Annotated in this window: 25 protein-coding genes; 18 read left to right on the top strand and 7 right to left on the bottom strand. The window is 35.6% G+C overall.

Annotated elements, in window-relative coordinates; all coding sequences use genetic code 11:
- The 14 genes from uvrC (at window position 1) to E0W73_RS11680 (ending at window position 18,078) form a co-directional block, all read left to right on the top strand.
- Entirely contained in the window at window positions 1–1,803 is a 1,803-nt protein-coding gene (gene uvrC, locus E0W73_RS11745) for an excinuclease ABC subunit UvrC (RefSeq protein ID WP_135222275.1), read from the top strand.
- Window positions 1,800–2,306 carry an XAC2610-related protein gene (locus E0W73_RS11740; protein WP_135222274.1) on the top strand — a complete coding sequence of 169 codons (507 nt, stop codon included), beginning with the start codon at window positions 1,800–1,802 and terminating at the stop codon, window positions 2,304–2,306. Before uvrC ends, E0W73_RS11740 begins: the two co-directional genes overlap by 4 nt.
- A 75-nt stretch (window positions 2,307–2,381) precedes the next feature.
- Complete coding sequence (locus tag E0W73_RS11735; RefSeq protein WP_135222273.1) at window positions 2,382–4,739, top strand: patatin-like phospholipase family protein; 2,358 nt, start codon at window positions 2,382–2,384, stop codon at window positions 4,737–4,739.
- Between the two features lie 293 nt (window positions 4,740–5,032).
- Window positions 5,033–6,190, top strand: coding sequence for a homogentisate 1,2-dioxygenase (locus E0W73_RS11730; protein ID WP_135222272.1), 1,158 nt, complete (start codon window positions 5,033–5,035; stop codon window positions 6,188–6,190).
- A gap of 167 nt (window positions 6,191–6,357) precedes the next feature.
- On the top strand, window positions 6,358–7,518 hold the full coding sequence (gene hppD, locus E0W73_RS11725; protein ID WP_135222271.1) for a 4-hydroxyphenylpyruvate dioxygenase: 1,161 nt from the start codon (window positions 6,358–6,360) through the stop codon (window positions 7,516–7,518).
- A 291-nt stretch (window positions 7,519–7,809) separates the two neighbouring features.
- The gene (locus E0W73_RS11720; RefSeq protein ID WP_135222270.1) at window positions 7,810–8,580 is read left to right on the top strand and encodes a DUF3108 domain-containing protein; all 771 of its coding nucleotides are present in this window, start codon (window positions 7,810–7,812) and stop codon (window positions 8,578–8,580) included.
- On the top strand, window positions 8,580–9,521 hold the full coding sequence (locus tag E0W73_RS11715) for a tryptophan 2,3-dioxygenase family protein (protein ID WP_135222269.1): 942 nt from the start codon (window positions 8,580–8,582) through the stop codon (window positions 9,519–9,521). Before E0W73_RS11720 ends, E0W73_RS11715 begins: the two co-directional genes overlap by 1 nt.
- Window positions 9,522–9,546: 25 nt before the next feature.
- A complete protein-coding gene (locus E0W73_RS11710; RefSeq protein ID WP_135222268.1) occupies window positions 9,547–10,770 on the top strand; it encodes a M23 family metallopeptidase in 1,224 nt (407 codons plus the stop codon).
- A gap of 30 nt (window positions 10,771–10,800) precedes the next feature.
- Window positions 10,801–11,421, top strand: coding sequence for a hypothetical protein (locus E0W73_RS11705; RefSeq protein ID WP_135222267.1), 621 nt, complete (start codon window positions 10,801–10,803; stop codon window positions 11,419–11,421).
- Window positions 11,422–11,504: 83 nt separating this feature from the next.
- Entirely contained in the window at window positions 11,505–12,188 is a 684-nt protein-coding gene (locus tag E0W73_RS11700) for a hypothetical protein (RefSeq protein ID WP_135222266.1), read from the top strand.
- 158 nt (window positions 12,189–12,346) lie between these two features.
- Window positions 12,347–13,990, top strand: a complete 1,644-nt coding sequence (gene pgi / locus E0W73_RS11695; RefSeq protein ID WP_135222265.1) for a glucose-6-phosphate isomerase — start codon at window positions 12,347–12,349, stop codon at window positions 13,988–13,990.
- A gap of 330 nt (window positions 13,991–14,320) precedes the next feature.
- Entirely contained in the window at window positions 14,321–16,975 is a 2,655-nt protein-coding gene (locus E0W73_RS11690; protein ID WP_317129326.1) for a TonB-dependent receptor, read from the top strand.
- Window positions 16,976–17,082: 107 nt separating this feature from the next.
- On the top strand, window positions 17,083–17,502 hold the full coding sequence (locus E0W73_RS11685) for a hypothetical protein (protein ID WP_135222263.1): 420 nt from the start codon (window positions 17,083–17,085) through the stop codon (window positions 17,500–17,502).
- 90 nt (window positions 17,503–17,592) lie between these two features.
- Window positions 17,593–18,078, top strand: a complete 486-nt coding sequence (locus E0W73_RS11680) for a septal ring lytic transglycosylase RlpA family protein (RefSeq protein WP_135222262.1) — start codon at window positions 17,593–17,595, stop codon at window positions 18,076–18,078.
- Between the two features lie 28 nt (window positions 18,079–18,106).
- Here E0W73_RS11680 and E0W73_RS11675 read toward each other — a convergent pair whose 3' ends face one another.
- On the bottom strand, window positions 18,107–18,562 hold the full coding sequence (locus E0W73_RS11675) for a DinB family protein (RefSeq protein WP_135222261.1): 456 nt from the start codon (window positions 18,560–18,562) through the stop codon (window positions 18,107–18,109).
- A 79-nt stretch (window positions 18,563–18,641) separates the two neighbouring features.
- On the opposite strand from E0W73_RS11675, the gene E0W73_RS11670 reads away from it, so the two are divergent.
- From E0W73_RS11670 to nadD, 4 genes are all read left to right on the top strand, one after another.
- Window positions 18,642–18,992, top strand: coding sequence for an arsenate reductase family protein (locus E0W73_RS11670; RefSeq protein WP_135222260.1), 351 nt, complete (start codon window positions 18,642–18,644; stop codon window positions 18,990–18,992).
- A gap of 199 nt (window positions 18,993–19,191) precedes the next feature.
- Window positions 19,192–20,052, top strand: a complete 861-nt coding sequence (locus tag E0W73_RS11665) for a YicC/YloC family endoribonuclease (RefSeq protein WP_135222259.1) — start codon at window positions 19,192–19,194, stop codon at window positions 20,050–20,052.
- A 68-nt stretch (window positions 20,053–20,120) separates the two neighbouring features.
- On the top strand, window positions 20,121–20,693 hold the full coding sequence (gmk, locus tag E0W73_RS11660; protein WP_135222258.1) for a guanylate kinase: 573 nt from the start codon (window positions 20,121–20,123) through the stop codon (window positions 20,691–20,693).
- A 110-nt stretch (window positions 20,694–20,803) separates the two neighbouring features.
- On the top strand, window positions 20,804–21,415 hold the full coding sequence (nadD, locus tag E0W73_RS11655) for a nicotinate (nicotinamide) nucleotide adenylyltransferase (RefSeq protein WP_135222257.1): 612 nt from the start codon (window positions 20,804–20,806) through the stop codon (window positions 21,413–21,415).
- Window positions 21,416–21,593: 178 nt separating this feature from the next.
- On the opposite strand, the gene E0W73_RS11650 is transcribed toward nadD, so the two are convergent.
- The 6 genes from E0W73_RS11650 to E0W73_RS11625 are packed head-to-tail and all read right to left on the bottom strand — an operon-like array spanning window position 21,594 to window position 26,739.
- Window positions 21,594–23,069, bottom strand: a complete 1,476-nt coding sequence (locus tag E0W73_RS11650) for a nicotinate phosphoribosyltransferase (protein WP_135222256.1) — start codon at window positions 23,067–23,069, stop codon at window positions 21,594–21,596.
- 6 nt (window positions 23,070–23,075) lie between these two features.
- Window positions 23,076–24,014 carry an ADP-ribosylglycohydrolase family protein gene (locus tag E0W73_RS11645; protein ID WP_135222255.1) on the bottom strand — a complete coding sequence of 313 codons (939 nt, stop codon included), beginning with the start codon at window positions 24,012–24,014 and terminating at the stop codon, window positions 23,076–23,078.
- Between the two features lie 2 nt (window positions 24,015–24,016).
- Window positions 24,017–24,559 (bottom strand): RNA 2'-phosphotransferase, encoded by a 543-nt coding sequence (locus E0W73_RS11640; RefSeq protein WP_135222254.1) that lies wholly within the window; start codon window positions 24,557–24,559, stop codon window positions 24,017–24,019.
- A 43-nt stretch (window positions 24,560–24,602) separates the two neighbouring features.
- On the bottom strand, window positions 24,603–25,109 hold the full coding sequence (locus E0W73_RS11635) for an O-acetyl-ADP-ribose deacetylase (protein WP_135222253.1): 507 nt from the start codon (window positions 25,107–25,109) through the stop codon (window positions 24,603–24,605).
- Window positions 25,110–25,119: 10 nt separating this feature from the next.
- Window positions 25,120–25,647 (bottom strand): NADAR family protein, encoded by a 528-nt coding sequence (locus E0W73_RS11630; RefSeq protein WP_135222252.1) that lies wholly within the window; start codon window positions 25,645–25,647, stop codon window positions 25,120–25,122.
- A 9-nt stretch (window positions 25,648–25,656) separates the two neighbouring features.
- Complete coding sequence (locus tag E0W73_RS11625) at window positions 25,657–26,739, bottom strand: adenylosuccinate synthetase (RefSeq protein ID WP_135222251.1); 1,083 nt, start codon at window positions 26,737–26,739, stop codon at window positions 25,657–25,659.
- Window positions 26,740–26,982: the final 243 nt, after the last annotated feature.

Below are 26,982 nucleotides of genomic sequence, written 5' to 3'. Positions count from 1 at the left end.
ATGCAAAAACCAGCCTTAGATCTTCAAATTTTAACCTTGCCAGACAATCCCGGCGTTTATCAATATTATGATAAAGACGGGAAAATCTTGTATGTCGGCAAAGCCAAAAATTTAAAAAAAAGGGTTTCCTCCTATTTCAATAAAATTCACGATACGGCCAAAACCAATGTTCTGGTAAAAAAAATCGTGACCATAAAACACATCGTAGTCCCAACAGAAACCGATGCCCTTTTATTAGAAAACAACCTGATCAAAACTTTGCAACCACGCTACAATGTTTTGTTGCGCGACGATAAAACCTATCCGTGGATTTGTATCAAAAAAGAACCATTTTCGAGAATCTTTCTAACCCGAAGAATGGTCAAAGACGGCTCTGAATATTTTGGTCCGTACACCAATTTCAAAATGGTACACACTATTCTGGATTTGATTAAAGAATTGTATCCGCTCAGAACCTGCAACTATGATTTGAGCGAATCTAATATCAATTCCGGAAAATTTAAAGTCTGTTTAGAATATCATATTGGCAATTGCAAAGGGCCATGCGAAGGTCTTGAACCTTTAGAAGAATACCAACGCCAAGTCAATGCGATTCGGGAAATTCTGAAAGGGAACTTCAAAGAAAGTTTGAAAGATTTTAAAAAATTGATGAACACTTACGCTCAGAATCTTCAGTTTGAAGAGGCTCAGAAAATCAAAGAAAAAATTGATATTCTGGAAAGTTATCAGTCCAAATCGACAATCATCAATCCGAAAATCACCAATGTGGATGTTTTCTCGATTGTTTCTGACGAAAGTGCCGCTTATGTTAACTTCCTACAGATTTCTCACGGATCTATTATTCGTTCTCACACTTTAGACATAAAGAAAAAATTGGACGAAAGCGACGAAGAATTGCTAGAACTGGCGATTGTAGAATTGCGGGAACGTTTTCAGTTGTTATCAAAAGAAATCATTGTTCCTTTCGAATTGGATTTGGGCGAAAACATCAAGGTAACTGTTCCGCAGCTTGGAGATAAAAAACAAATTTTAGATTTATCGATTCGAAATGCCAAATTCTATCGCATTGAACAATTGAAACAATTGCAAATCGTTGACCCAGATCGCCATGTAAATAGAATAATGGCGCAAATGCAGAAAGATTTGCGTCTTCCGGTCGAGCCTCGACATATTGAATGTTTTGATAACTCGAATATTCAAGGAACCAACCCGGTTGCGGCCTGCGTGGTTTTTAAAGACGGAAAACCAAGCAAAAAAGATTACCGCCATTTTAATGTAAAAACGGTTGAAGGTCCGAACGACTTTGCTTCGATGACCGAAATTGTATATCGTCGCTACAAAAGATTATTAGACGAAAACGAACCTTTACCACAATTGATCATTATCGACGGTGGAAAAGGCCAGCTATCGGCAGCGCTAAAAAGCATAGACGATTTAGGATTGCGCGGAAAAATCGCCATTATCGGAATTGCAAAACGTCTGGAAGAATTGTTCTATCCGGGAGATTCGATTCCGTTGTATTTAGACAAAAAATCAGAAACTTTAAAAGTAATCCAGCATTTGCGAAACGAGGCACATCGATTCGGAATCACCTTTCATCGTGACAAACGAAGCAAATCGGCACTCAATTCGTCTGTAGAAAGCATCCCCGGAATCGGAGAAAAAACAATGCTTTCTCTGATCCAGCATTTTAAAAGCGTGAAAAGATTAAAATTAGCAACCGAAAAAGAAATCTCAGAAGTTGTTGGAGTTTCAAAAGCAAAAAAAATCGTAAACTTTTACCATAACAAGCCGCAAGAATGAGAATAGAAGTATTTTGTATCCTTATTTTGTTTTCGCTAAATTGTTTCAGTCAAGCGAATGTTGAATTTTATCAAAAAGACAAGACTAAAATAAATCTGAAACTGCCCACTGATTCTGAAAAATTAGAGGTCTACATTTCCAAAAACAACAAAACACAGGTTTTGCACAACATAGAAATTTCAGGTTCGATAACAGATAAACGAACAAATATTGTTGTAGAAGATTATAATTTTGATGGCTACAAAGATTTTTCGGTTTACCATACAGATGATGGAATGGGAGTTTATACCGTTCACCAAATTTTTATTTACAATCCAGCAAATGGTTTATTTAAAGAAGCAAAAATGCCATCGGACGCTGGTGCTCAATGCGGTGAATTTTGTGATGTAACAATAAACAAAAGAAATAAAACATTTGAATCTACTTGTAGAGGAGGCGCAAAATGGCACACTGACAGATGGACATTTGATAAAAACAACAAGTTGGTATTATTGAAAAACTAAATGTTATTTAATACAAAAATTGAAATGTAAGTTCAATAATATTTACGACTTTTACAAAAACCAATTAAAGTATTTATGCGCCAATTCCAGCTGTCCATTTCAAATACTCGGTCAAAAGGATTTTTTTCCAATTCCAAAAAAGGAGCTTCTTGGGTCGCTCTTTTTTGGCAGGAAAAAATATCCTTTTGTCTCTCGCAGTTTTCCATTTCCATCTGGGGCGTATCGACACTGGCATTCATTACAACCTTTTTATTTACACAGCAAGCATCTTCGCAAGAAATAAAAAAAGACAGTATCAAAAGACCAAAAATCGGATTAGTTTTAAGCGGTGGAGGCGCCAAAGGTTTTGCTCATATCGGAGTTCTGAAAGTTCTTGAAGAAGCCGGAATCAAAATCGATTATATTGGCGGAACCAGCATGGGTTCTATAATAGGCGGACTTTATGCGTCTGGCTACAATGCTTCACAAATTGACTCTATTTTTAAAAAGACCAACTTTGACGAATTGATAAACGATTATATTCCGCGTTCGTCTAAAAACTTTTATGGCAAAAAGAACGATGAATTGTATGCCATTGTATTACCTTTCAGCAATTTACGTGTCGGAATTCCCGAAGCGCTTTCTAAAGGAATGTATAACTACAATTTGCTGAGCAGCCTAACACGCAATGTTCGCCATGTTCGTGATTTTAATAAACTCCCAACTCCTTTTTTGTGCATCGGAACCAATATTGAAACTGGAGAAGAAGTTTTGCTCAACAAAGGAAATCTCGTTCAGGCCATGATGGCAAGCGCCGCTTTCCCTTCCCTATTCACTCCTGTAGAAATAGACGGCAATTTATTGGTCGATGGTGGCGTTGTAAACAACTATCCGATAAAGGAAGTCCGAAATCTGGGTGCCGATATTATTATTGGCGTTGATGTTCAGGATGATTTGATGAAACGAAAAAACCTTAAAAATGCCACTAGGATTTTGGTTCAGATTACCAATCTGCAGTCGATTGATAAAATGAAAAACAAAATCAAAGATACTGATGTTTATATCAAACCAGACATTCGTGATTATGGCGTTATCTCATTTGACAAAGGTGAAGAAATCATCCGAAAAGGAGAAGAAGCCGCTTTTGCTGTGTACGAAAAAATAAAAGCTCTTGTTCCCGAAACTGAGTTTTACAAAAAGCCAAAACTCAAACTGGTTACAGATACTTTAGAAATTAAAAAAATAAACACCGATCCGCTCGATAATTATACCAGAGAATACATTCGAGGAAAACTGCGATTTAAGCCCGGAAGCACCATTACATACGACGATTTAAAAACCGGAATCAATAATCTGAATGCAACGCAGAATTTTAGTGCGATTTCCTACTGCCTTCAACCCAATGGAGAGCAGGACGATTTGGATTTGGTTTTAAAGGAAAACCCTACACAAACTTATTTAAAACTTGGACTTCATTATGACGGACTTTATAAAAGCGCTGTCTTACTGAATCTTACTCATAAAAAGACATTCTTAAAAAACGATGTCACTTCACTTGATATTATTTTAGGAGATAATTTCAGGTACGATTTTAATTATTATGTCGAAAACGGATTCAATATCAGTTTTGGTTTCCGATCTAGATTAAATCAGTTCAACAGAAATGTAACAACGAGCTTAAGCAATATCGTTTCACAAAATCCGAATGTTGGTCTTATCAATGTCGATTTTATGGATTTGAGCAATCAGGCTTATTTTCAGACCATTTTTGTACAAAAGTTTTTAATGGGCGGCGGCCTCGAATACAAATATTTGAAAATAAATTCGCCAACATTGATTAACGAAGAAAACATAATAGACAAAAGCAGTTATTTGAGTGCTTTTGGTTATCTCAAATACGACTCTTTTGACGATAAATATTTTCCTAGTTCCGGCTTGTATTTTTCTACAGACCTGCAGACCTACTTGGCTTCTTCAGATTATACCAAAAAATTCCAACCCTTTTCTATTGCCAAAGCAGAACTCGGTTTTGTGAGGACCTTGTTCAGAAAAGCAACTGTAAAAATTGGCGCAGATGCCGGTTTTAACATAGGAAGCGACAGCGTGCCGTATTTCGACTTTATATTTGGAGGTTATGGATACAATAAAATCAACAACTTCAACTATTTTTACGGTTATGACTTTTTAAGTATTTCTGGAAATAGTTTTATCAAAACAGATATCACGCTGGATTATGAAATTTTCAAAAAGAATCATATTAATTTTTCTGCCAATTTTGCCAATTTAGGAGATGATATTTTCACCTCAGTAGATTGGATTTCGATGCCAAAATATACAGGATATGCTTTGGGTTACGGATTGGAAACCATTATTGGACCAATCGAAATTAAGCAATCCTGGTCACCAGAAATGTCAAAAAGCTTTACATGGTTCAGTATCGGATTTTTATTTTAGCCCTAAACATTTTTCTTATATATTTGGCAGAATAAAGAAGCATCTAGAATTAATTTAATGCTAAAAAAATACAATTTGCATTTTTAATTAATAAAAATTACGATATTTGTTGTGATGAAAACTAAATGGACAGGTTTATTAGAGTATCTTCAATTCCTAATCAAGAGAAATCCTGAATAATGGCTCTATCGAATTGAGATAAATTAGTCAATTGAAAAATAGAATTGGCTAGTGACTCTGCAATTCAAAATTTTCGATTTATCTAATTTACAAATTATCTAATTGAAAAAGCCATGCCACTATATCACAAACTTGGGGACTTCCCTCAAAAAAGACACACCCAATTCGAAAAACCAAACGGCGGATTTTACTACGAACAGTTATTTGGAACAGAAGGTTTCCATGGACATTCGTCATTGTCTTATCATGTTCACCGACCAACTCAGGTTAAGGAAATTTTAAATTCTTATTCGGTTGAACCCAAAATTGCAATCGGAAAAAATATAAAATCATTACTTTTTAAAGGTTTTGAATTGAAACCTGAAAACGATTTTCTGGACAGCCGAAAGGCCATGTTAGTCAACAAAGACTGTATTATTGGTTTGGCTGCGCCGAAAGAATCGCTTCGAAATTATTTCTACAAAAATGCCGATGCCGATGAAATGCTTTTCATTCACAGAGGAAAAGGAAAATTAAGAACCATGTTAGGCAATATTCCGTTTGAATATGGCGATTATTTGATTATTCCGCGCGGTATTATTTACCAAATCGATTTTGAAACAGAAGACAATCGACTATTTTATGTAGAATCGTATGCTCCATTTTATACTCCAAAACGATACAAAAATCAATCCGGTCAGCATTTGGAACATTCGCCATTTTGCGAACGCGATTTTATTTTGCCAAACGAGTTGGAAACGCATGACGAAAAAGGCGATTTTTTAATTAAAATCAAAAAAGAAGGCATGATGCATGAAGTAGTTTACGCCACGCATCCTTTTGACGTTGTAGGCTGGGACGGCTACAATTTCCCATACGGATTCTCGATTCACAATTTTGAACCTATAACTGGACGTGTTCATCAACCGCCTCCGGTACACCAAACTTTTGAAACAGCCACATTTGTCGTTTGTTCATTCTGCCCAAGACTTTACGACTATCATCCAAAAGCTATTCCGGCACCATACAACCACAGCAATATAGATTCTGACGAAGTACTCTATTATGTTGATGGCGATTTTATGAGCCGTAATAATATTGAGCAAGGTCATATCACTTTACACCCAAAAGGGATTCCGCACGGTCCGGCGCCAGGTGCGATGGAACGCAGTATTGGTCACAAAGAAACTTTAGAATTAGCCGTTATGGTGGATACTTTCCGCCCTTTAATGGTTACGGAGGAAGCTATGGGACTTGACGATGGACAATATTATAAATCCTGGACGGAATAGTTAACCTACTTAACCGCAAAGTTCGCAAAGATTTTACGCAAAGAGCGCTATGATTACTTTGCGAACCTTGCGTAAAATCTTTGCGAACTTTGCGGTTAGAAAAAATCTTAAACACAACATTTCGGAAAAATCAATTAAACGATTAACCGATTAAACAAATAAACATCATGTCAAAAGAAGTAAAATCAGTAGAATACGGATTAGAGAAAATATTTGAAGGAGCACAAGATTTCCTTCCATTATTAGGAACAGACTATGTAGAATTTTATGTAGGAAATGCAAAACAAGCAGCACATTATTACAAATCTGCATTCGGTTATCAGTCATTGGCTTATGCGGGATTAGAAACTGGAGTAAAAGACAGAGCCTCTTATGTTATCAAACAAGATAAAATCAGAATTGTTTTGACTACGCCTTTAACCGCAGATTCTCCAATCAACGAGCATTTGAAAAAACACGGTGACGGAGTAAAAGTGGCAGCGCTTTGGGTTGAAGATGCTACAAAATCTTACGAAGAAACTATGAAACGCGGTGCACGTTCTTTCATGGAACCAACTGTCGAAGAAGATGAATTTGGGCAAGTAGTTCGTTCCGGAATTTACACTTACGGAGAAACGGTTCACATTTTTGTAGAAAGAAAAAACTACAATGGTGTTTTCTTGCCAGGTTACAGAGAATGGAAATCTGACTTTAATCCAGAACCAACGGGATTAAAATATATTGACCACATGGTTGGAAATGTGGGTTGGAACGAAATGAATACTTGGGTAAAATTCTACGAGGAAGTTATGGGATTTGTAAACTTCTTATCTTTTGACGACAAACAAATTACCACAGAATATTCTGCTTTGATGAGTAAAGTAATGTCTAACGGAAATGGAAGAATTAAATTCCCGATCAACGAACCGGCTGAAGGAAAGAAAAAATCACAAATCGAAGAATATTTAGATTTCTACGGCGGACCTGGAATTCAGCATATTGCCATTGCAACAGACGATATTATCAAAACAGTATCACAACTAAGAGCACGTGGTGTTGAATTTTTATCAGCTCCACCGCATACGTATTACGAAGCAATCCCAGAAAGATTAGGTGTTCATATGGATATGATGAAAGAAGATTTAAACGAAATCGAAAAATTGGCTATTATGGTCGATGCAGACGAAGACGGTTATCTTTTACAGATTTTCACAAAGCCAGTTCAAGACAGACCGACGCTTTTCTTCGAAATTATACAAAGAATGGGTGCAAAAGGATTCGGTGCAGGCAACTTCAAGGCCCTTTTTGAATCAATTGAGAGAGAGCAAGAATTGCGAGGAACGCTATAAAACGTCAATTTTCATATACAAAACCATATAATTCACCAAAAAACGATGCTTTTTTTGCAAATGTTATGTTAAACTTGACTTTGCCTATTTTATTTTTGAACTTTCTATCTATCTTTGCACCGCAAAACAAGAAGGGGTGGTTTCCTTCTTAATTGATATAAATTTCATAATTTATAGTTTTTTGGTTAGTTAATAGCATAAAAACTCAGTCAGCACTTGACTGAGTTTTTTTGTTTTGGTAAATTTGGAATAGAATTTGCCTTTAATACAAATAAACAGACAAATATAATTATGAAAAAACTCATTCTCACTATATTAATTCTCACGACATTTAGTTTCGATTCTCAAAAAGAAGATGCTTTTGACACAGGTGAATACTTCAAATTCCGAATTCATTACGGAATCGTAAATGCCGGTTACGCTACTCTCGAAGTTAAAGATGCCACCATTAGCAATAAAAAAGTTTATCATGCCGTGGGTAAAGGTTACACAACTGGTATGTCTAAATTCTTTTTTAAGGTTGAAGATTTGTACGAAAGTTATTTTGACAAAGAAACCGGCAGTCCATATCGTTTTGTCCGAAAAATAGACGAAGGCGGTTATACCAAAAACCAGGAAGGTTTTTTTAACCAAACTGATAACAGAGTTTTGGTTAAAGACTACAAACGAAAATCAGAAAAAACAATCGTAGTCACCGAAAATGTACAAGACATTGTATCTTCTTTTTACTATCTAAGAAATCATCCGAATATAGACAAACTCAGATCGGGCGAGGCCATTACGATTGATATGTTTTTTGATGATGAAATCACAAAATTTAAGTTAAAGTTTGTAGGCCGTCAAGATATTACGACTAAATTTGGAACCGTTTCTGCAATGGTTTTCAAACCATCGGTTCAGACCGGAAGGGTTTTCAAAGAAAAAGAAAGCTTAACACTCTGGATTACAGACGACAAAAACAAAGTTCCTATTCGAATAAAAGCAGATTTAGCTGTTGGTTCCCTGAAAGCTGACCTTGACGAATATAAAGGATTACAAAGTCCACTTAAAGTAAAAAAATAATGAATACTACAGATCGTTCTGAAGAGATCTTAAAAGAAATTGATTTAAAATATCAAGCCATAAATCAAAAAACTGATGTGCAATTAGAAGGATTGCTTTGGTCAAAACCTATCACTTACTGGGACTACATTCAAACCGATGCACTTTTAAATCTGCAGATCCAACGCACGACTCTTCCTGACGAAATGGTTTTTATTATGTACCATCAGGTAAACGAGTTGATCTTTAAAATGATTTTATGGGAAATCGACCAAATTGCCGACCAAGAAAATATTCAGGTTGACTTTTTCAGCGAAAGATTATCAAGAATTACCAGATACTTTGATATGCTGACGAATTCGTTCAGCATTATGGAGAACGGAATGGAAGTGGATCAATATATGAAATTCAGAAATACGCTTACTCCTGCAAGCGGTTTTCAGAGCGCTCAATACAGAATGATTGAATTTGCTTCTACAGACGTAATCAATCTAACCGACAGGAGATACAAAGCTGGTTTTGACGAAAACACCGATCTCGAAACCACTTTTGAACATTTGTACTGGCAAGCTGCCGGAAAAGATTATCATACTGGCGAAAAATCATATCTGCTTCAAGAATTTGAAAACAAATACAAAGTTCAGTTTTTAAGGCAAATGTCTATTTTTAAGACAAAAAACATCTGGCAGAAATTTTCTCAGCTTCCAGAAAGCGATCAGCAAAATCCTGACTTAATCGCCGCAATGCGTCATTACGATAAAACCGTGAATATCACTTGGGTTATGCAACATCTAAACACGGCTAGAAAGTACATTCTGGAAAGCGGAAAAGGAACAGGAGAAGCTACAGGAGGAAGCGACTGGCAAAAATATATGCATCCAAAATACCAAAGACGCATCTTTTTTCCTAAATTGTGGACCGAAGAAGAATTGTCCAATTGGGGAAATGAAACCGACGTTTAATTTCTCCGCATAAAATCCAAATAGTTTGAAAAAAGCAGTCGTAATTTTAATTGTCTTGTTTTCGATTTTCTCCTGCAACAAAAAAGAAGAAACCATAGTCGAGAACAAAATTACCAAACCCAAAACCAAAAAAGTAGAATTCGGTTTTAATTACGCTGATTTTAATGTTGTAAACGACACCATCTCAAAAGGAGAATCTTTTGGCTCTATCTTGCAGAGCCAGAATATTGGAGACAAAAAAGTTCATAATATTGTAGAGCAGGTTAAAGATTCTTTTAATGTGCGTTCTATTCGTTACAACAAACCTTTTACATTGCTAAGAGCAAAAAACAAAACCAACAACCTACAGGTTTTTATTTATCAGCCAGATGCCTTAACTTATTATGTTATCGATTTGCGCGACAGTATCGCAAAAGCGTACAAAAAAATAAAGCCTGTTACGCTGAAGCGAAAAATAATTGGCGGAGTCTTAAAAAGCTCTTTATCTGAAACCTTAGGAAACGAAAGCGTCGAAACGGCTCTTGCGAGCAGAATCACAAAAGTATTTTCTTGGTCTATCGACTTCTTCAAACTCAAAAAAGGCGACCGTTACGGATTAATTTTCACCGAAAGGTTTATCAACAACAAAACCTATGACGGAGTTGAAGATTTGGAAGCTGCTTTTTTTGAATACAAAGGAAAAATCGTTTATGCATTTCCTTTTCAAAAAGATACGATTTCTGGAAAAGTCGAATATTATGACGACGAAGGAAAGACTTTGAAAAACTTTTTCTTAAAAACACCGATCAAATTCAGCCGAATCACTTCACGATTTACCATGAACCGTTTTCATCCAGTGCAGCATACTTGGAAAGCACACAAAGGAACCGACTACGCCGCTCCAACCGGAACTCCGATTTCGACCACAGCATCGGGAGTTGTAGAAACAACAGGATATACAGCAGGAAACGGAAACTTTGTTAAAGTAAAACACAACGGAACCTACTCTACTCAATATTTGCACATGTCAAAAATCTTGGTTCGTCGCGGACAGCGTGTAACACAAGGACAAACTATAGGACTAGTTGGAAGTACCGGTTTGGCTTCGGGACCACACGTTTGTTACCGTTTCTGGAAAAACGGGGTTCAGGTAGATGCACTTCGTTTGAATCTTCCAACTGGAGAATCTCTTACCGGAAATGACAGAACACGTTTCATGCAACAAATTGAACCTCTGAAAAGAGAATTGGACAGTATTGGGAATTTGTAGCATAATCAAAAATCTCAATTCTAAATGAACATGAAAAATTCGCGTCTTAAAACCATTTATCATGAAACTTTTTCAGGTTTAAAATTATTTTATCGAGATACCAATCTTGCTGAAAATCTAATTTCAAATTATAAAGTTGGACAAATTATTCAGGAAAAAGGTTTTACTGACATGAGTTCGATTGGCGGCGGACTTTCTGGAAATTTGAGGTATTTAATTGCTAGTGCTCATGCAAAAGACTTATCAAAATTTAATCCCGACTCTGCTAAAATTGGCCATTATCTTTTAGACACTATTGCTTATTTTAAAGTTTTGGATGTTCAGAAAATTGGCGACAAAACCCAGGTTTTTCTTTTGAGCATACCCGATAATTCATTGACACTTTTCAAGAATTCAACTTCGAACTTAGAAGAAGAAATCATCGAAAAAGCCAGAAAAAAATTTGATGCTAAAAAAGACAGCCCGTTAATTCCTGAATTACAAACAGAAAGCTGGAAAGAAAGAACCAGACTTCCGATAGGGATGGATGAAAATGGATTATTGTTTTTTGATGATTCAAAAATCAAGACTGAAACGTTTAAAAAAATTGAAGTTGATATCGCTAAGAAAATTATCCATGTCAATAAAAAACCTTGGTGGAAGATTTGGTAAACAAAATGAAAATGAAGAAATTAATCCTTTTCATTTACTGCTTAAATTTTAATTACATTTATTCCCTCAAAACCAAATCATAAATGACTGAAAATTTTATCACTTTTAGAAAATTACCAACTCTGTCTCAGGCAAAAGAACTCGAATTACTTTTAAATCTGAATTACATCAAAACTGTATTAGGAGACAATATTCCCCCAGTTGATATTACTTTTTCAGGAAGCACAGTTCAAAATCAGTATGAAGTAAAAATAGACCCTTCAGATTTTAAAAAGGCAGAAGCCATTCTGGAGAAAGAGACCGAAAAACTTCTAAGTGAGGTAGACAGTGATTATTATTTACTGAGTTTTACAAATGAAGAATTGTATGAAGTTCTTCTAAAAGCAGATGAGTGGAATGTTTTTGATTACAAACTCGCCCAGAAAATCCTGACCGAAAGAGGCAAAAACATTGACCCTGAAATGCTGCAATCTTTAAAAAACGAACGTTTAAAGATTTTGGCAAAACCAGAAGAAAACCAAAAACCATGGATTATCGCCGGATATTTATTTTCGCTTTTGGGCGGTGGTATCGGAATCATAATTGGTTATTCTCTTTGGACTTCTAAAAAGACACTTCCAAACGGAGAACGAATCTATTCTTACAGTGAAAAAGACAGAAATCACGGCAAAACCATATTTTTGATTGGCTGCATCGTTTTTCCGTTTGCAATTTTGCTTAAGATTTTATTTAATACTAGTGATGAACTTTACAACTTACATCTATAAAAAAATAGCTTGCAACAAATTACAAAAGTAAGTTTCAATTTATAAAATTCCATAAAACGTTTTCGTAACTAATTGTTATATAATCGCGAACCTGTAAGCTTTTAAAAGTTATTTCAGTATTTTTGTTTTTTCAAAAAACAAACTCAATTATATATAAAATGGCTTTAAACACAACCAACCCAACGGGGACTGAAGCGTGGAAAAATCTGCAAAACCATTACAACGCAATTCACAAAACCACAATACAAGAATTGTTTCAACAAGATAATGACCGTGCAGCAAAATTCAACCTGCAGTGGAATGACTTTTTGGTAGATTATTCTAAAAACAATATCAGTCAGGAAACTATTTCTCTTTTACTGGAACTAGCAAATTCAATTGGACTAAAAGATGCCGTTGACGCTTATTTTGGAGGAGATTTGATTAACCAGACCGAAAATCGCGCTGTTTTACACACCGCTTTGCGTGCGCCTGAAACAGCCGTTATAAAAGTTGACGGAGAAAATGTGATTCCGGAAGTTTATGAAGTAAAAAAGAAAATCAAAAACTTTACAGAAGAAGTAATTTCCGGGCAAAGAAAAGGTTTTACTGGAAAAGCTTTTACAGACATTGTTAATATCGGAATCGGTGGTTCTGACCTTGGTCCGGTGATGGCAGTTGAAGCGTTGCAATTTTACAAAAATCACCTAAATACCCATTTTGTTTCGAATGTTGACGGAGATCATGTAAATGAAGTGATCAAAAAATTAAATCCTGAAACCACGCTTTTTGTAATCGTTTCAAAAACCTTTACCACTCAGGAAACTTTGACCAATTCTGAGACTATCAAAGAATGGTTTCTAAAATCAGGAAAACAGGAAGATATCGCAAAACATTTCGCTGCGGTTTCTACAAATATTCAGAAAGTAACAGAATTCGGAATTAATCCAGACAACGTTTTCCCGATGTGGGACTGGGTTGGAGGAAGATTTTCGCTATGGAGCGCTGTCGGATTGAGTATTGCCTTGGCAATTGGTTTTGACAATTACAATGATTTGTTAAAAGGCGCCAACGAAATGGACGAACATTTCAAATCAGCAACATTCGACAAAAACATTCCGGTAATTTTGGCATTATTAAGCGTTTGGTACAATAATTTTTACGGAGCCGAAAGCGAAGCTTTAATTCCGTACACGCAATATTTATCCAAGCTGGCTCCTTACCTGCAACAAGCCACAATGGAAAGCAACGGAAAAAGCGTTGGTCGTGATGGAAAACCAGTAAATTACCAAACAGGAACTATTATCTGGGGTGAGCCAGGAACCAATTCGCAGCATGCATTTTTCCAGCTTATTCACCAAGGAACAAAAATAATTCCGACTGACTTTATCGGTTTCATCAAACCTTTGTACGGAAATGATAATCACCACGATAAATTAATGTCGAACTTTTTTGCTCAAACAGAAGCTCTAATGAACGGAAAAACCGAAGCTCAAGTTCAGGCAGAATTTGACAAACAGGGACTTGATGCTGAAAAAGCTTCCTACCTAAAACCTTTCAAAGTATTTACAGGGAACAAACCAACGAACACTATTCTGATTCAGAAACTGACACCAAAAAGCCTAGGTTCTCTGATTGCTTTATACGAACATAAAATTTTTGTTCAAGGAGTTATTTGGAACATTTTTAGTTTTGATCAATGGGGAGTTGAATTAGGAAAACAATTAGCCAATTCTATCTTGGATGAAATCAATTCTAAGACTGTTAAAAGTCATGATAGTTCAACTTCATTTTTGTTGAATCATTTCTTACAAAATAAATAAAACTAGAAATTCAGAAATTTCATAACATTTTGAAACGCCTTAATTTAACCTGAATTAAGGCGTTTTTCGCATAAAATACCGACAAAAAACATAAAAATCACGTCCATCTACAAGTTTTAGCTTACAACACAATTCAAATGATTACACATTTAACAAAAAACGCAGACTAAAATTCAATAAAACAATATTTTTTTTATTGAAAAAAGAAGAAATCATTTTAATACGCAGCATAAAAGACAAAACTTACTTTTCTTAACATTTCGATAACATTAACTGATTAATTTGTTATAATTTTGCCAAAAACAATAAACGAAAAAACAAATGATCAAAATGAAAAATTGGTTACTGACTGGACTATTCTTTATGATAGTTTCGACCGTATTTTCTCAGGGAAAAATCACAGGTACAATTACAGATGGGACAAACTCATTACCAGGTGCAAATGCAGCTGTAAAAGGAAGCTCAGATGCTGCTACAAGTGATTTTGACGGTAAATTTACAATTACCACTTCGGCAACAGCAGGAGAAATTGTAATTTCTTACTTAGGTTATCAAACAAAAACAGTTTCTTTTGCCGTTTCAAATGGCGGGACAGTTAATCTTGGAACAATTATTTTAAGTTCAGATGACAACCAGCTAGAAGAAATTGTAGTTATGGGTAAGGGAATCATCGACTTAGCAAAAGACAGAAAGACTCCTATCGCGGTTTCTACAATTAAAGCTGCCGACATTCAAGCAAAAGTTGGTACCGCAGACGTTACTCAGACAATGGTAAATACACCTTCTGTATATGTTGCAGGACAAGCTGGAGGATATGGAGATTCTAGAATCACAGTTCGTGGTTTTGCTCAGGACAATACAGCTTTCTTATTAAATGGTCAGCCAATTAATGGAATGGAAGACGGTAAAATGTACTGGTCTAACTGGTCTGGTATGTCTGACATTGCAAACGCCATTCAAATTCAAAGAGGTCTTGGTTCATCTAAATTAGCCATCTCTTCTGTGGGAGGTACAGTTAACTTTATTACAAAAGCTACTGACAAACAAGAAGGAGGTTTTGTATCTTTAGGTGTTGCAAATGACAACTACTTTAAAACCACTGCAGCCTACAATACAGGTATGAGCAAAAGCGGATGGGGAACAAGCGTAATGTTATCTCACTGGCAAGGTGATGGATACAATGACGGAACAAAAGGAGAAGGTCAGACTTACTTTATCTCTGTTGGTTATAAAGCTAATGAAAAACACAGCTTCAACTTTTTGTTAACAGGTGCTCCACAATGGCACGATCAAAACTTTACAAAATCTGTTGACAGTTATTTGAAATACGGAAGAAAATACAATAACAACTGGGGATACTTAGACGGAAAATATAAGTCTGAGAGAACTAACTACTACCACAAACCAGTTGCTAACTTAAACTGGGATTTCGATATCAGCGATAAAACACAGCTTTCTACCGTATTATACGGATCTTGGGGTAGAGGTGGTGGAACCGGAAATTACGGTACTAAACCAGCAACTCCAGCAGGAGGACAAATCAACTTTGACGGAATCTATGCAAGCAACGAAGCTATAATTAACGGAACAGGTAATGCTGACGGAAGAAGTACAAACGGTGCATACGTAATTAGAGCAAGTGTTAACAATCACGCTTGGTACGGATTAGTATCTAACTTAAAAAATCAGTTAACAGACAACTTAGCTTTAAACATTGGTCTTGATTTAAGAACTTACAAAGGAACGCACTTTAGACAAGTTGCAGACTTCATGGGACTATCAAGCTGGACAGACACAAGAGTTCTTAAAAACGGAAATAGCGAACCAAGCGGTATCTCAAAAAGTAATTACGTTACTGAAATTGGAAGAGCATTACCTTGGCCTGCAACTTTCAAAACTATAGGAGAAGACCAAAGAATTGATTACGATTACGGAGAGACTATTTCTTATGGAGGTGTATTTGGTCAATTAGAATATTCTAATGATAGCTTCTCTGCTTTCTTCCAAGGATCTCTTTCTAACCAGTCACACCAAAGAGTTGACAGATTTGATTACTTACCAGAAAATCAAGATTCTAAAAAAGTAAACAATGTAGGATACAACGTAAAAGGAGGGACAAGCTATAAATTTGCTGAAAATCATAGTATTTATGCAAATGCAGGTTACTACAATCGTCAACCTTACCACGATAACATCTACTTAAACTTTACAAATGCTGTTAACCCTTTAACAGAGAATGAAAAAATATTCGGTCTTGAGGCAGGTTATACTTTCACATCAAAAGTGATTACTGCAAGTGTAAATGCTTATAGAACATCTTGGAAAGACAGAGTTACAACAACATCTACTACTGCTCTTGCTGCTGATGTTGCTAAATATCCTTCTCTTCAATTAGGAGATTTAATCTATAAAACAAACGAAGGTACAGAACAAGTACATACTGGTGTTGAGTTAGATTTTGCTGCTAAACCAATTAAAGACCTTAGTTTAACAGGTTTTGTATCTATCGGAGACTGGCAATATCAAGGTAATGTAGTTACCACTACAAGAGACGAAAGTTTAGCTACTCTAGACAAGGTAGAACAAGATGTTGACGGTGGAAAAGTTGGAGATGGTGCTCAAGTTAGCTATGGTCTAGGATTTAGATATGAAATCGTTAAAAATCTATCTATCGATTCAGACTGGAGATACTATGACAAATTATACTCTAATGTTGGAGCTGTAAAAAACAACTTAGAATTACCAAGCTACGATTTAGTTGATGCAGGTATTTCATACAAATTGTTCATCGGAAAAGGAAAACACGATTCTATAGGATTCAGAGTTAACGTTAACAACGTATTTGATGAAGTTTATTTATCTGAATTGACTACAGCTACTGCTGTAACGCCAACTTCAGTTAACTACAAAGGAATCAACGTTGCTAATACTGGATTCTTTGGTTTAGGAAGAACTTGGAACTTCAGTTTACGTTACAATTTCTAAGAATTTAGAATCTAAATAAATAATAAAAACGGCATTGACTTTTAAGGTTAATGCCGTTTTTTTATGGTCATTTTTGCTATATTTGTTTGAAACAAAAAACAGAGTTTATGTATAATTTTTTAAAACACCTCCATTCGGGATGGGCATATCTTGCATTATTGCTTTTGCTTATCGCAGTGGTAAATTCAGTAATTGGCTTAACTTCAAGAAAGGATTTTTTTGCGAAAGACCGTAAAATTGCCTTATTTGCCCTTATCGGTGCACACACACAATTTTTGATTGGAATTATAACCTATTTTGTGTCGCCTAGAGGGTTTAATCTTTTAGGAAACATGGAAAAAAATGCTCGCTTAACTTCTCTGGAGCATCCTTTAATCAATCTAATTGCGATTGCCCTTATTACTATCGGGTGGTCTAAACATAAAAAACTAATCAACAGCGAAGCTAAATTTAAAACCTTTGCTATATTTTACGGATTAGGATTATTGCTTATTTTAAGCAGAATTCCGTGGAACCTTTGGTTCTAGAAAATACCAATTAAAAGCCCTAATACAGGGCTTTTTTTATCTCGGCATATTATTTGTACAAACTCCCCCAAGTCTGAAAAAAAATAACCTATGAGAAATAAAAAAAACATTTTATTCGCCACAATTGCATTAATTTTCATTAGCAGCCTTACCTACAGCCAGACAAAACCTGCTGTTGAATCAAAAAATAACCAGGACACTGCAAAAATTATTAGACCCAATATACTTGCCATTCCGACCGATTCTGTTTTTACCGACAAAGGCCTTGTCTTAAAACCGTATAAAAAAAACGCTCATGCTTCCTATTATTCCGATAAATTCAACGGAAGAAGAACTGCAAACGGAAGCAGGTTCAACAACAACAAATACACTGCCGCACATAAAAAACTTCCTTTCGGAACCCGCGTAAAAGTCACTAATGAAGCCAACGGAAAATTTGTAATCGTAAAAATCACAGACCGTGGCCCGTTCGTAAAAACCCGAGAAATCGACCTTTCAAAACGAGCTTTTATGGAAATCACTAAAAACAAGGGCGCAGGCGCAATGAAAGTAACAATCGAAACTATTATAGAATAAAAAATCCCGCTCTGGCGGGATTTTGCTTTTAAACAAGCTTTCTCAAACTCATTGCAATTCCGGTATGAACGCCTTCATGATAATTATTAAAATCTAGCGCTCCTTGAACATTTTTAAGCGTATAGCCTAAACTTGTAGTATATTCATGATAATCTACAAAAAGTCCGCTTTCAAAATCATTCTTTGTTTTTTCGAGTGTTGTCGAAAGCAATGTTCTGATTTCATCAACTTCGGCTTGAGAAACATCTCCCTCCGGCTTTGTTCCTTTTTTGTATTTCGCAATAAATTCCTCTGAAACCATTGTTGGAAGACCAGACAATTTATAAACCAATACTTGTTGTGACGAAATACAATGCCCGATATTCCAAATAAGATTATTACTAAACCCGTCCGGAATTTTGTTTAATTGCTCTAACGAATGACTGTCTAAGATTTTTAAAAGAATTTCTCTGATTGTTTTCTGTACATCAAAAACTGAACTCATAATTTCATTTTTTTTCTAAAATTAGTCATTTTTAAGTTTTAAATGGATTTTCTTTGCATTCTAACAAATTAATAAAATCATGAACAAAATATATTATTTAGCTTCGTGCGACACCTGCCGTAAAATCATCAAAAGTTTACCAGAAAACAATTTGGTTTTTCAGGATATCAGACAAGAGCCAATTACCGACGAGCAATTGGAAGAAATGCATCAGCTTGCTGGAAGTTACGAAGCTTTATTTAGCAGAAAAGCTCAATTATACAAATCGATGGATTTAAAAAACAAGGACTTGAAGGAAGCCGATTTTAAAAAATATATTTTAGAACATTACACTTTTTTAAGCCGTCCGGTTTTTATTATTGACGGAAAAATTTACATCGGCAATAGCCAGAAGAATGTAGCCGAAGTCATTAAAGCTTTAACAAACTAATAGTAACAGGTTCTATAACGTTCTGTCACGTTAGGGATGGAAGTGGATTTTTTCTGGAGCTTTTTCTGCTCCAAAAAGATTGCAACAGACAGCCCGACCGCAGGGAACACCCAAATCCTTCTTAAAAACTCCGCTCTAAGCAACTAGAAAGTCTGACTGTAAACTTTTTTAGTATCTTTGCGCCTTTATACTCAATTATATGATACAATCTATGACAGGGTTTGGCAAAGCATCTCTGCAATTGCCTGCAAAAAAAATTACCGTTGAAGTAAAATCTCTAAACAGCAAAGGTTTAGACTTAAACGTAAGAATGCCTTCGGTTTACCGCGAAATGGAATTAGGTTTGCGAACCCAAATCTCGACCAAACTTGAAAGAGGGAAAATTGATTTTGCTATTTACGTGGAAAGTACTGCCGAACAGACTTCAACTAAAGTTAATGTACCTGTTGTAAAAGCTTATATTGCGCAATTGAGAGAGGTTTATCCGGATGCAGATGAAACCGAATTAATGAAAATGGCCGTTCGTATGCCCGATACTTTAAAAACGGAACGCGAAGAGATTGACGAAAATGACTGGGAACAAATTCAAGTCATTATTGATGAAGCATTGCTAAATATTATTGCTTTTAGAAAGGATGAAGGCGTTTCGCTCGAAAAGGAATTCAACCTCCGAATAGGAAATATACGCCAGTACATGAATGATGCACTAGCATTGGATCCTGAGCGAGTTGAGGCAATAAAGGAACGTTTACAGACCGCTATTTCCGAACTACAGGTGAATGTTGACGAAAACCGTTTTGAGCAGGAACTGATTTATTATCTGGAAAAATTAGATATTACTGAAGAAAAAGTACGCTTAAACAATCACTTGGATTATTTTCTTGAAACTTTGAACGGAAATGAAGCAAATGGCCGAAAACTGGGCTTTATCACTCAGGAAATGGGTCGCGAAATCAATACAATGGGGTCAAAATCAAATCATGCTCAAATGCAGAAATTGGTTGTGATGATGAAGGATGAATTGGAGAAAATTAAGGAACAGGTTTTGAATGTTTTGTAAAAAACGCCTACTAGGTCACCCAAAATTTACAGCTTGAAGCATATGGCTAAAGCTAAAGCATAACAAAAATGAACAAAGGAAAACTAATTGTTTTTTCAGCACCATCAGGATCGGGAAAAACAACTATCGTAAAACATTTATTAGGACAAGAAGATTTAAATCTTGAATTTTCAATCTCAGCTGCCTCACGTGACCCACGCGGAGAAGAAGTTCACGGAAAAGATTATTATTTTATTTCGTTAGAAGAATTCAAAAAACACATTAAAGCTGAAGATTTCTTGGAATGGGAAGAAGTCTATCGTGATAACTTTTATGGTACTTTGAAATCGGAAATAGAACGTATTTGGGCTTTAGGAAAAAATGTCATTTTTGACATTGATGTTGCAGGCGGATTGCGTATCAAACATAAATTTCCAGAACAGACTTTGGCTGTCTTTGTAAAACCACCAAGTGTAGACGAACTGAAAAGAAGATTGAAAGAACGCTCTACAGAAAGCGATGACAAAATTAATATGCGTATTGCAAAAGCTTCTGTAGAATTGGCAACGGCTCCGCAATTTGATGTGATTATTAAAAACTATGATTTGCCAACAGCTTTAGAGGAGGCGCATCAATTGGTTAAGGATTTTGTAAGTAAATAATTTTTATTCCGCAGAGATACACAAAGAAAAAACACAGAGATTCGCAAAGCTATTTTAAAACTTTGCGAATCTTTGTGCTATCTTAGCGAATCTCTGTGAAAATATAAAAAATGAAAATAGGCCTTTATTTCGGAACATACAACCCTATTCATGTTGGTCATTTGATCATTGCCAACCACATGGCAGAATATGCAGATTTGGATCAGATTTGGATGGTTGTTACGCCACATAATCCGTTGAAGAAAAAGGCGACTTTATTAGACGATCAACAACGCCTTCAAATGGTTTTTCTGGCAACAGAAGATTATCCAAAGATAAAACCCTCGGATATTGAGTTTAAATTACCTCAGCCGAGTTATACGGTAATTACTCTCGAACATTTAAAAGAGAAATACCCAAATCATGAATTTTCTTTGATTATGGGCGAAGACAATCTGAAAACGCTTCATAAGTGGAGAAACTATGAAGTCATTCTGGAAAATCATCACATTTATGTTTACCCAAGACTCGAGGCCAAAGGACGAACAGGCGAAGCAATTTCAGACGAACCCGAAAATGTGGAATTAAAATCGCATCCAAAAATTCACGTTATTGATGCGCCGATTGTAGAGATTTCTTCGACTTTCATTAGAAATAATATTAAAGAAGGTAAAAATATTCAGCCTTTGCTTCCGCCGAAAGTTTGGGAATATATTGATCATAATAATTTTTATAAGAAATAAACACAATCTTGTCATTTCGACCGAAGGGAGAAATCACACTAGAAACTCGACAAAGATTGGCGAATTTCTTTATGGAAATACTTGTGTGATTTCTCCTTCGGTCGAAATGACAAACAGAAAGCAAAAAACTTAATCACAATAAGAAAAGCCTGAACTTACATTCAGGCTTTCGTTTATTTTATAATGAAGCTTCGATACTCACTTCACTTTTTACTCTGCTTCTAATTTCACTCAGCGATTGATCAACCAAAAGTTTTCCATCTCTAAAAACCTCTTTCAATTCGCCTTGTTTTTCTTCTTCCCAAGAAACATTGTCGCTTAACTGGTACTTTCCGTCAATCAAGTCGATTTTCATCAATCCTTTGGCCGATTTTTTAGTTCCGTCGTCTGTAATTGGATCTTTGAAGATGGCTCTCCCCTCTCCGTTTACTTCTCCGTAAGTGGCTTTCATAGCAAAACCAAAAGTATCTCTTGTGTTGTACTGATAGGTAAAAGATCCAATTCCTAAAACCACATTGGTAGAAGCGAATCCTTTTTCTTTTAATCTTTCGCAGATTTGAGTGGCTCTAGCTACGGTGATACTGTCTCCATAAATAGCTCCGATTTGAGGAACTAATTCTTTGAAACCTTTGGTATTTGTTGTTCCGCCAAAGACATCCCAAAGCAATTCGATAACTCCTTTCTTTTCCTGTTCTGTTTTTCCGTTTGGATTTCCGCAGATAATATCAACCGGATCACCACTGTCAGGACGAATTACCACTTTTCCTTCTCTTGAAACAATAGTTTCTTTTAACCTTGGAAGATAATCGGTTAAAACTTTCCATAAATCCCAAGTGTCCGAAACGATAGAAACAATTCCTTTTGGATATACTTCTGTAATCAATCTTTTAAAAGTTTCGTACTCGCCTTCTGTAGTTCCCATACACATTACAGAATGTTCTGTAGCGGCCACTGAGCCTGCAACCAATTCTTGATCTGAGTTGGCATTATAGTATTCCTCGAAGAAATCGACAGCTGGAATCGTGTCAGAACCTGTAAAACTTAATAAATGTCCAGCAGCAGAAGTTAAAGAAGCTTCGATGCCGCCCATTCCTCTCATAGAGAAATCATGTGCCTGCCAGTCTACAAATTCTGGAACAGAAGAAGTTTCTGCAGCATATTTGTCCAATACTTTTCTGTATTCTTTTGCAATTGTTGCTGAGTTGCAAGGCAGCCAGATTACGGCAGAAAGCAAAGTTTCAAAATAATTCGTCAGCCAGAAAAACTCCGGAATCGTATTGTACATCGTAAACATTGGCACTCTTAACGGAACGCTTGCTCCTTCTGGCAATGCTTTAAAAACCATCGGAATATATCCTAAATCGTGTAAATCTTCGATATGTTTGGTACCAACCTGATTTTCGCCTAAATAATTATTGATTCTTCGGGCGTATTTTTTCACCACTTCTTCTTTTGATTTTTTAAAGAAATACTCTTCAAAATCGTGAATGATATATTTTTTGATGAAATACTGCAATCCAAAAAAGATTACTTCATCAACCCCTTCAATTCTTGATTTACGAGGTGTCCAGTTAGAATAAACTAAAGTGGTATTATCTGGATATTGTCTTCTGTGGTCAACTTTGTAACCGTCGGTTAATAGTAGTGGGTTCATATAGGATTATTTATATTTTATTTCAAATCGTTGTGCCAAATCTTTTATATCATTTGTTCTAGCCAAATTGTCAATCCATTTCTGCGGAATAGCTTCAATTCCGTAATAGATACCTGCTAATCCTCCTGCAATCGCTCCGGTTGTGTCTGTATCTTCTCCTAAATTGACCGCTTTTAAAACCGTTTCCTCATACGAATCCGAATTTAAAAAACACCAAAAACTGGCTTCTAAACTGTGAAGCACGTAGCCCGATGAGTGAATTTCATTTTCCTGATATTTTGAAATATCATTTTTCAGAATCCTATCAAACAAATGAGTCTCTGCAGGATTAAAGCTTTTACTTTTCAGAAATTCAAAAACAGTTTCTTGCGTGTTTTTATAAGCTTCGAATTTATCTTTATCTTTTAAAATCTCCAAACAATATACAACATAAATAAAACAAGCAAACACCGAACGGAAATGAGCGTGTGTAATTGATGAAACTTCTTTTACTTTTTTATAGATAATTTCAATATCATTTTCTTTTTGAAGATAAAAAACCAAAGGCAAAATACGCATTAAAGAGCCATTGCCGTTATCGCTTTCAGAAAAACCGCCGCATAAATCAGGTTGATGTCCTTTTGCTATATTAAGAATGGCATGACGAGTTGCTATTCCAATATCAAAAACTTGTCCGTGCGGTGTCCATAAATCACCTCTATACCATTTTATAAAATTCTTTGCAATATCATTTAAATCATAGCCCGAGCATAAGCTTTCGGCCAGACAAAAGGCAAGCGAACTATCGTCGCTCCAAGTTCCGATTGGCTGATGATGCGTTCCAAAACCAAACATTTCAGTAACTGGATTTTGCTTTAAATAAACTCTGGATTGAAACTCAACCGGAACTCCTAAAGCATCGCCAATCGCCAAACCAAACAAACCAGATTCTATTGTATTTTTCATTTTTAAAACTCAATATATTTTGCAGGAACTTCATCTGTCAGCCAAACATTGTTTTCGGACAAATAAAATTTGAATCCGTCTCTAAACATGGCGCCGCTTCTAACGGTTAAAATTTGCGGCACTCCTCTTCTGCTTCCTACTTTTGTTGCCGTTTCTTTGTCTTTGGAAAGATGTACATGCTGACGGCTCATTTTTTTCAAACCTTCATTTCTGATGTTTTCCATAAACTTTCCAACCGTTCCGTGATATAAATATTCTGAAGGTTCTGTTTCTGCCAGATTTAATTCAACTGAAATCGAATGTCCCTGACTTGCTCTAATTTTCGTTTTATCTTCGTTATAAGCAAAACGTTTTTTATCGTTATTTTCTACAACATAATCTAAAAGTTCAGCATCCATACGATTCCCTTTTTTATTACATTTTGCTATTAATTCCTCGACATCTGCCCAGCCGTTTTCGTCTAATTTCAATCCGATTTTTTCTGGTGAATGTCTGAGCACCAGACTTAAAAACTTGCTGCCGCTCTTTGCTATATTTTCATTCATTTTAATATTTTTTTTCTCCCAATGAAATGTTCCGACGGAACATCTACAAAAGGCTTTTATAAATTTTGTAATTTTCATCATCGAAACAGACAAATATTACCTTTTCTATTTTTTCTGATTTATCGAAATTTTTTATCGTGTTTACTGCAATTTCTGCTGCTTTATCTTTTGGAAAATGATAAATTCCAGTACTAATATTCGGAAAAGCAATAGATTTTATTCTATTTTGAATAGCTAGGTTCAAACTATTTTTGTAACAGTTCGCTAATAATTTAGATTTTTCTTCTTTATCGCCATTCCAAACTGGGCCAACTGTATGAATAACATATTTTGATGGTAAATTTCCTGCCGTTGTGATAACCGCTTCTCCTGTTTTGCATCCACCTTGCTTATTTCGAATTTGAACACATTCCTCTAAAATAGCTTTCCCTCCTTTTCTGTGAATAGCTCCATCAACTCCGCCTCCGCCCATTAAAGACGTGTTTGCCGCATTGACAATGGCATCAACCTCAATTTCTGTTATATCTGCTTTTAGAAGTTCTATTTTCATTTTTACACAATTATCTCAATTCATCCCTAACCTCCATCAAAGCAAAACCTAACAAATTCAAACCTTTCCATTTTTCAGGAATCAAAGCATCTTTGTGATCGCTTGCCATTCCAATTCCCCAGATTGGGTCGACCGGACTTGCTTCTACAATTACTCGGTCGTTAGTGTTTATAAGAAACGTTTTCAAATCAGGGTTTTGACTGAATTTATGAAAGTTTCCTTCTTTTACAATTTCAAATCGGTTTTCTAACCAGATTTTATCATCGTAATTTCTAACTTTGCGGCCTAATTTCTTGGCTTCGGCTGGAGAATTGCATTTTATGATTTTCTCTAAGATTTCTTGATCGTTAAATAATTCGGCTTTTTTCGCCATCATCCAGTGCTCAGCGGTTTTATAATTCACACCATTAACTTCGAATGAACTCAACCACCATTGGCTGAAGCAGGTTTTCGTAATCGTTCCGTCTTGACTTGGCTGATGTCCCCAGAAAAGTAAAAATTTACTTTCTGGAGCTATATTTTCTATAGTGTATTTCATTTTTTCTATTTATTGATACAAAGAAGTTATGTTTTTAAAATCTTTAGAATCGGGTGAAAATGATCCGTAAATCGTATTGAAATCTGTTGTCAGCTTTTCAAATTCATACTCTTTTTCCAACTGATCCATACACGTCACGACCAAATTTCTTTTTGCATTCGGACTGTAAGCTGCGTCTAATTGTAAAGCGTAATTCAACAAATCGTAATCCAAATCCCCAAATCTGAGCTGTTTTTGATATTCGTTGAAAACACACGTTTCTTCTTCGTTGTTTTTTAATTGTATTTCTCTTTCATTTGGCATCCAGCCGTGACCATGCCTTGTGGTGTAACTTCTGGTTGCGTAATAAATCTCCACCTCTTCAATCTTCAGTTTATTGCAAATTTCAATTGCATTTTTTGAAGTAGTATTGGCATACGTCACATTCGGAAAAACACCGTGATCCATATCTAAGAGAATTCCTTGGCTGCCCTCAAAAATCAGATTATCATATTTTGAAAGGAAAGTATAATCGACAATCTTCCATTTTATGTTATCAATTGCATCCAGATACGCCTGAACTTCTTCGTCAATTTCGCTTTCATTCAAAAAACCATAATAATAAGCGATTTGGTTTAGTTTTTCTAACAGCATTTCTCGAGGCGCAATCAAATCGATGGCAAATAATTTATACGGACCTTCGTTTCTTTTCATGGTTGAACCAATGCCTTTTCCGCAGGTTCCATGGTCAATATTTCTGGCGTTTCCTCTGTTGTGCCAAACATCAAACGGAGTTGTGACTTTGGCTAATGGATGAATGTATAAATCCAGATTAGCGTTTTTTTCTTTTAATTCCTCTCTTTCATTGTATAAAAAGAGCGGGTGAATTGTACAGTGTTCGCTGTAATAAGATGGGAGTCCGCGTAACGCACCGCTGGCAAAGCTAGAATGAACGTGTTTTTGATTCCCAATCATAACCGTATGCGCCGCCTGTTGTCCTCCCGAAAACCGAATAACTATAGATTCAGGATTTTGTTTTGCCAGAAAATCTGTTGTTATTCCTTTTCCTTCATCACCAAATCCTAAACCTATAACTATTTGTGCTGTTTTCATTTTTTTAAACTGTTGTGCAATTATTTAAACACATAGAATCATAGGCTTTCGAAACTTAAAAAAGGCGTTTCACTTGCATTAATTCACATAGCAACTATGTGTTGGAAACTAGTTTCTTTTTTTACCATTAAGACATTAAGAAAATTAAGCTAAACTTTATGAACTTAATCCTAAATGATAAAAAGAAAATTAAGACTTAGCTTTACGAACTTAATGTATTGATGGTAAATAATATAAAACTTC

The organism is Flavobacterium foetidum (genome assembly GCF_004634245.1).
GTDB lineage: Bacteria > Bacteroidota > Bacteroidia > Flavobacteriales > Flavobacteriaceae > Flavobacterium > Flavobacterium foetidum.
Note: the sequence above shows the minus strand (reverse complement) of the source record. Positions and strands in the feature narration are given on the sequence as shown.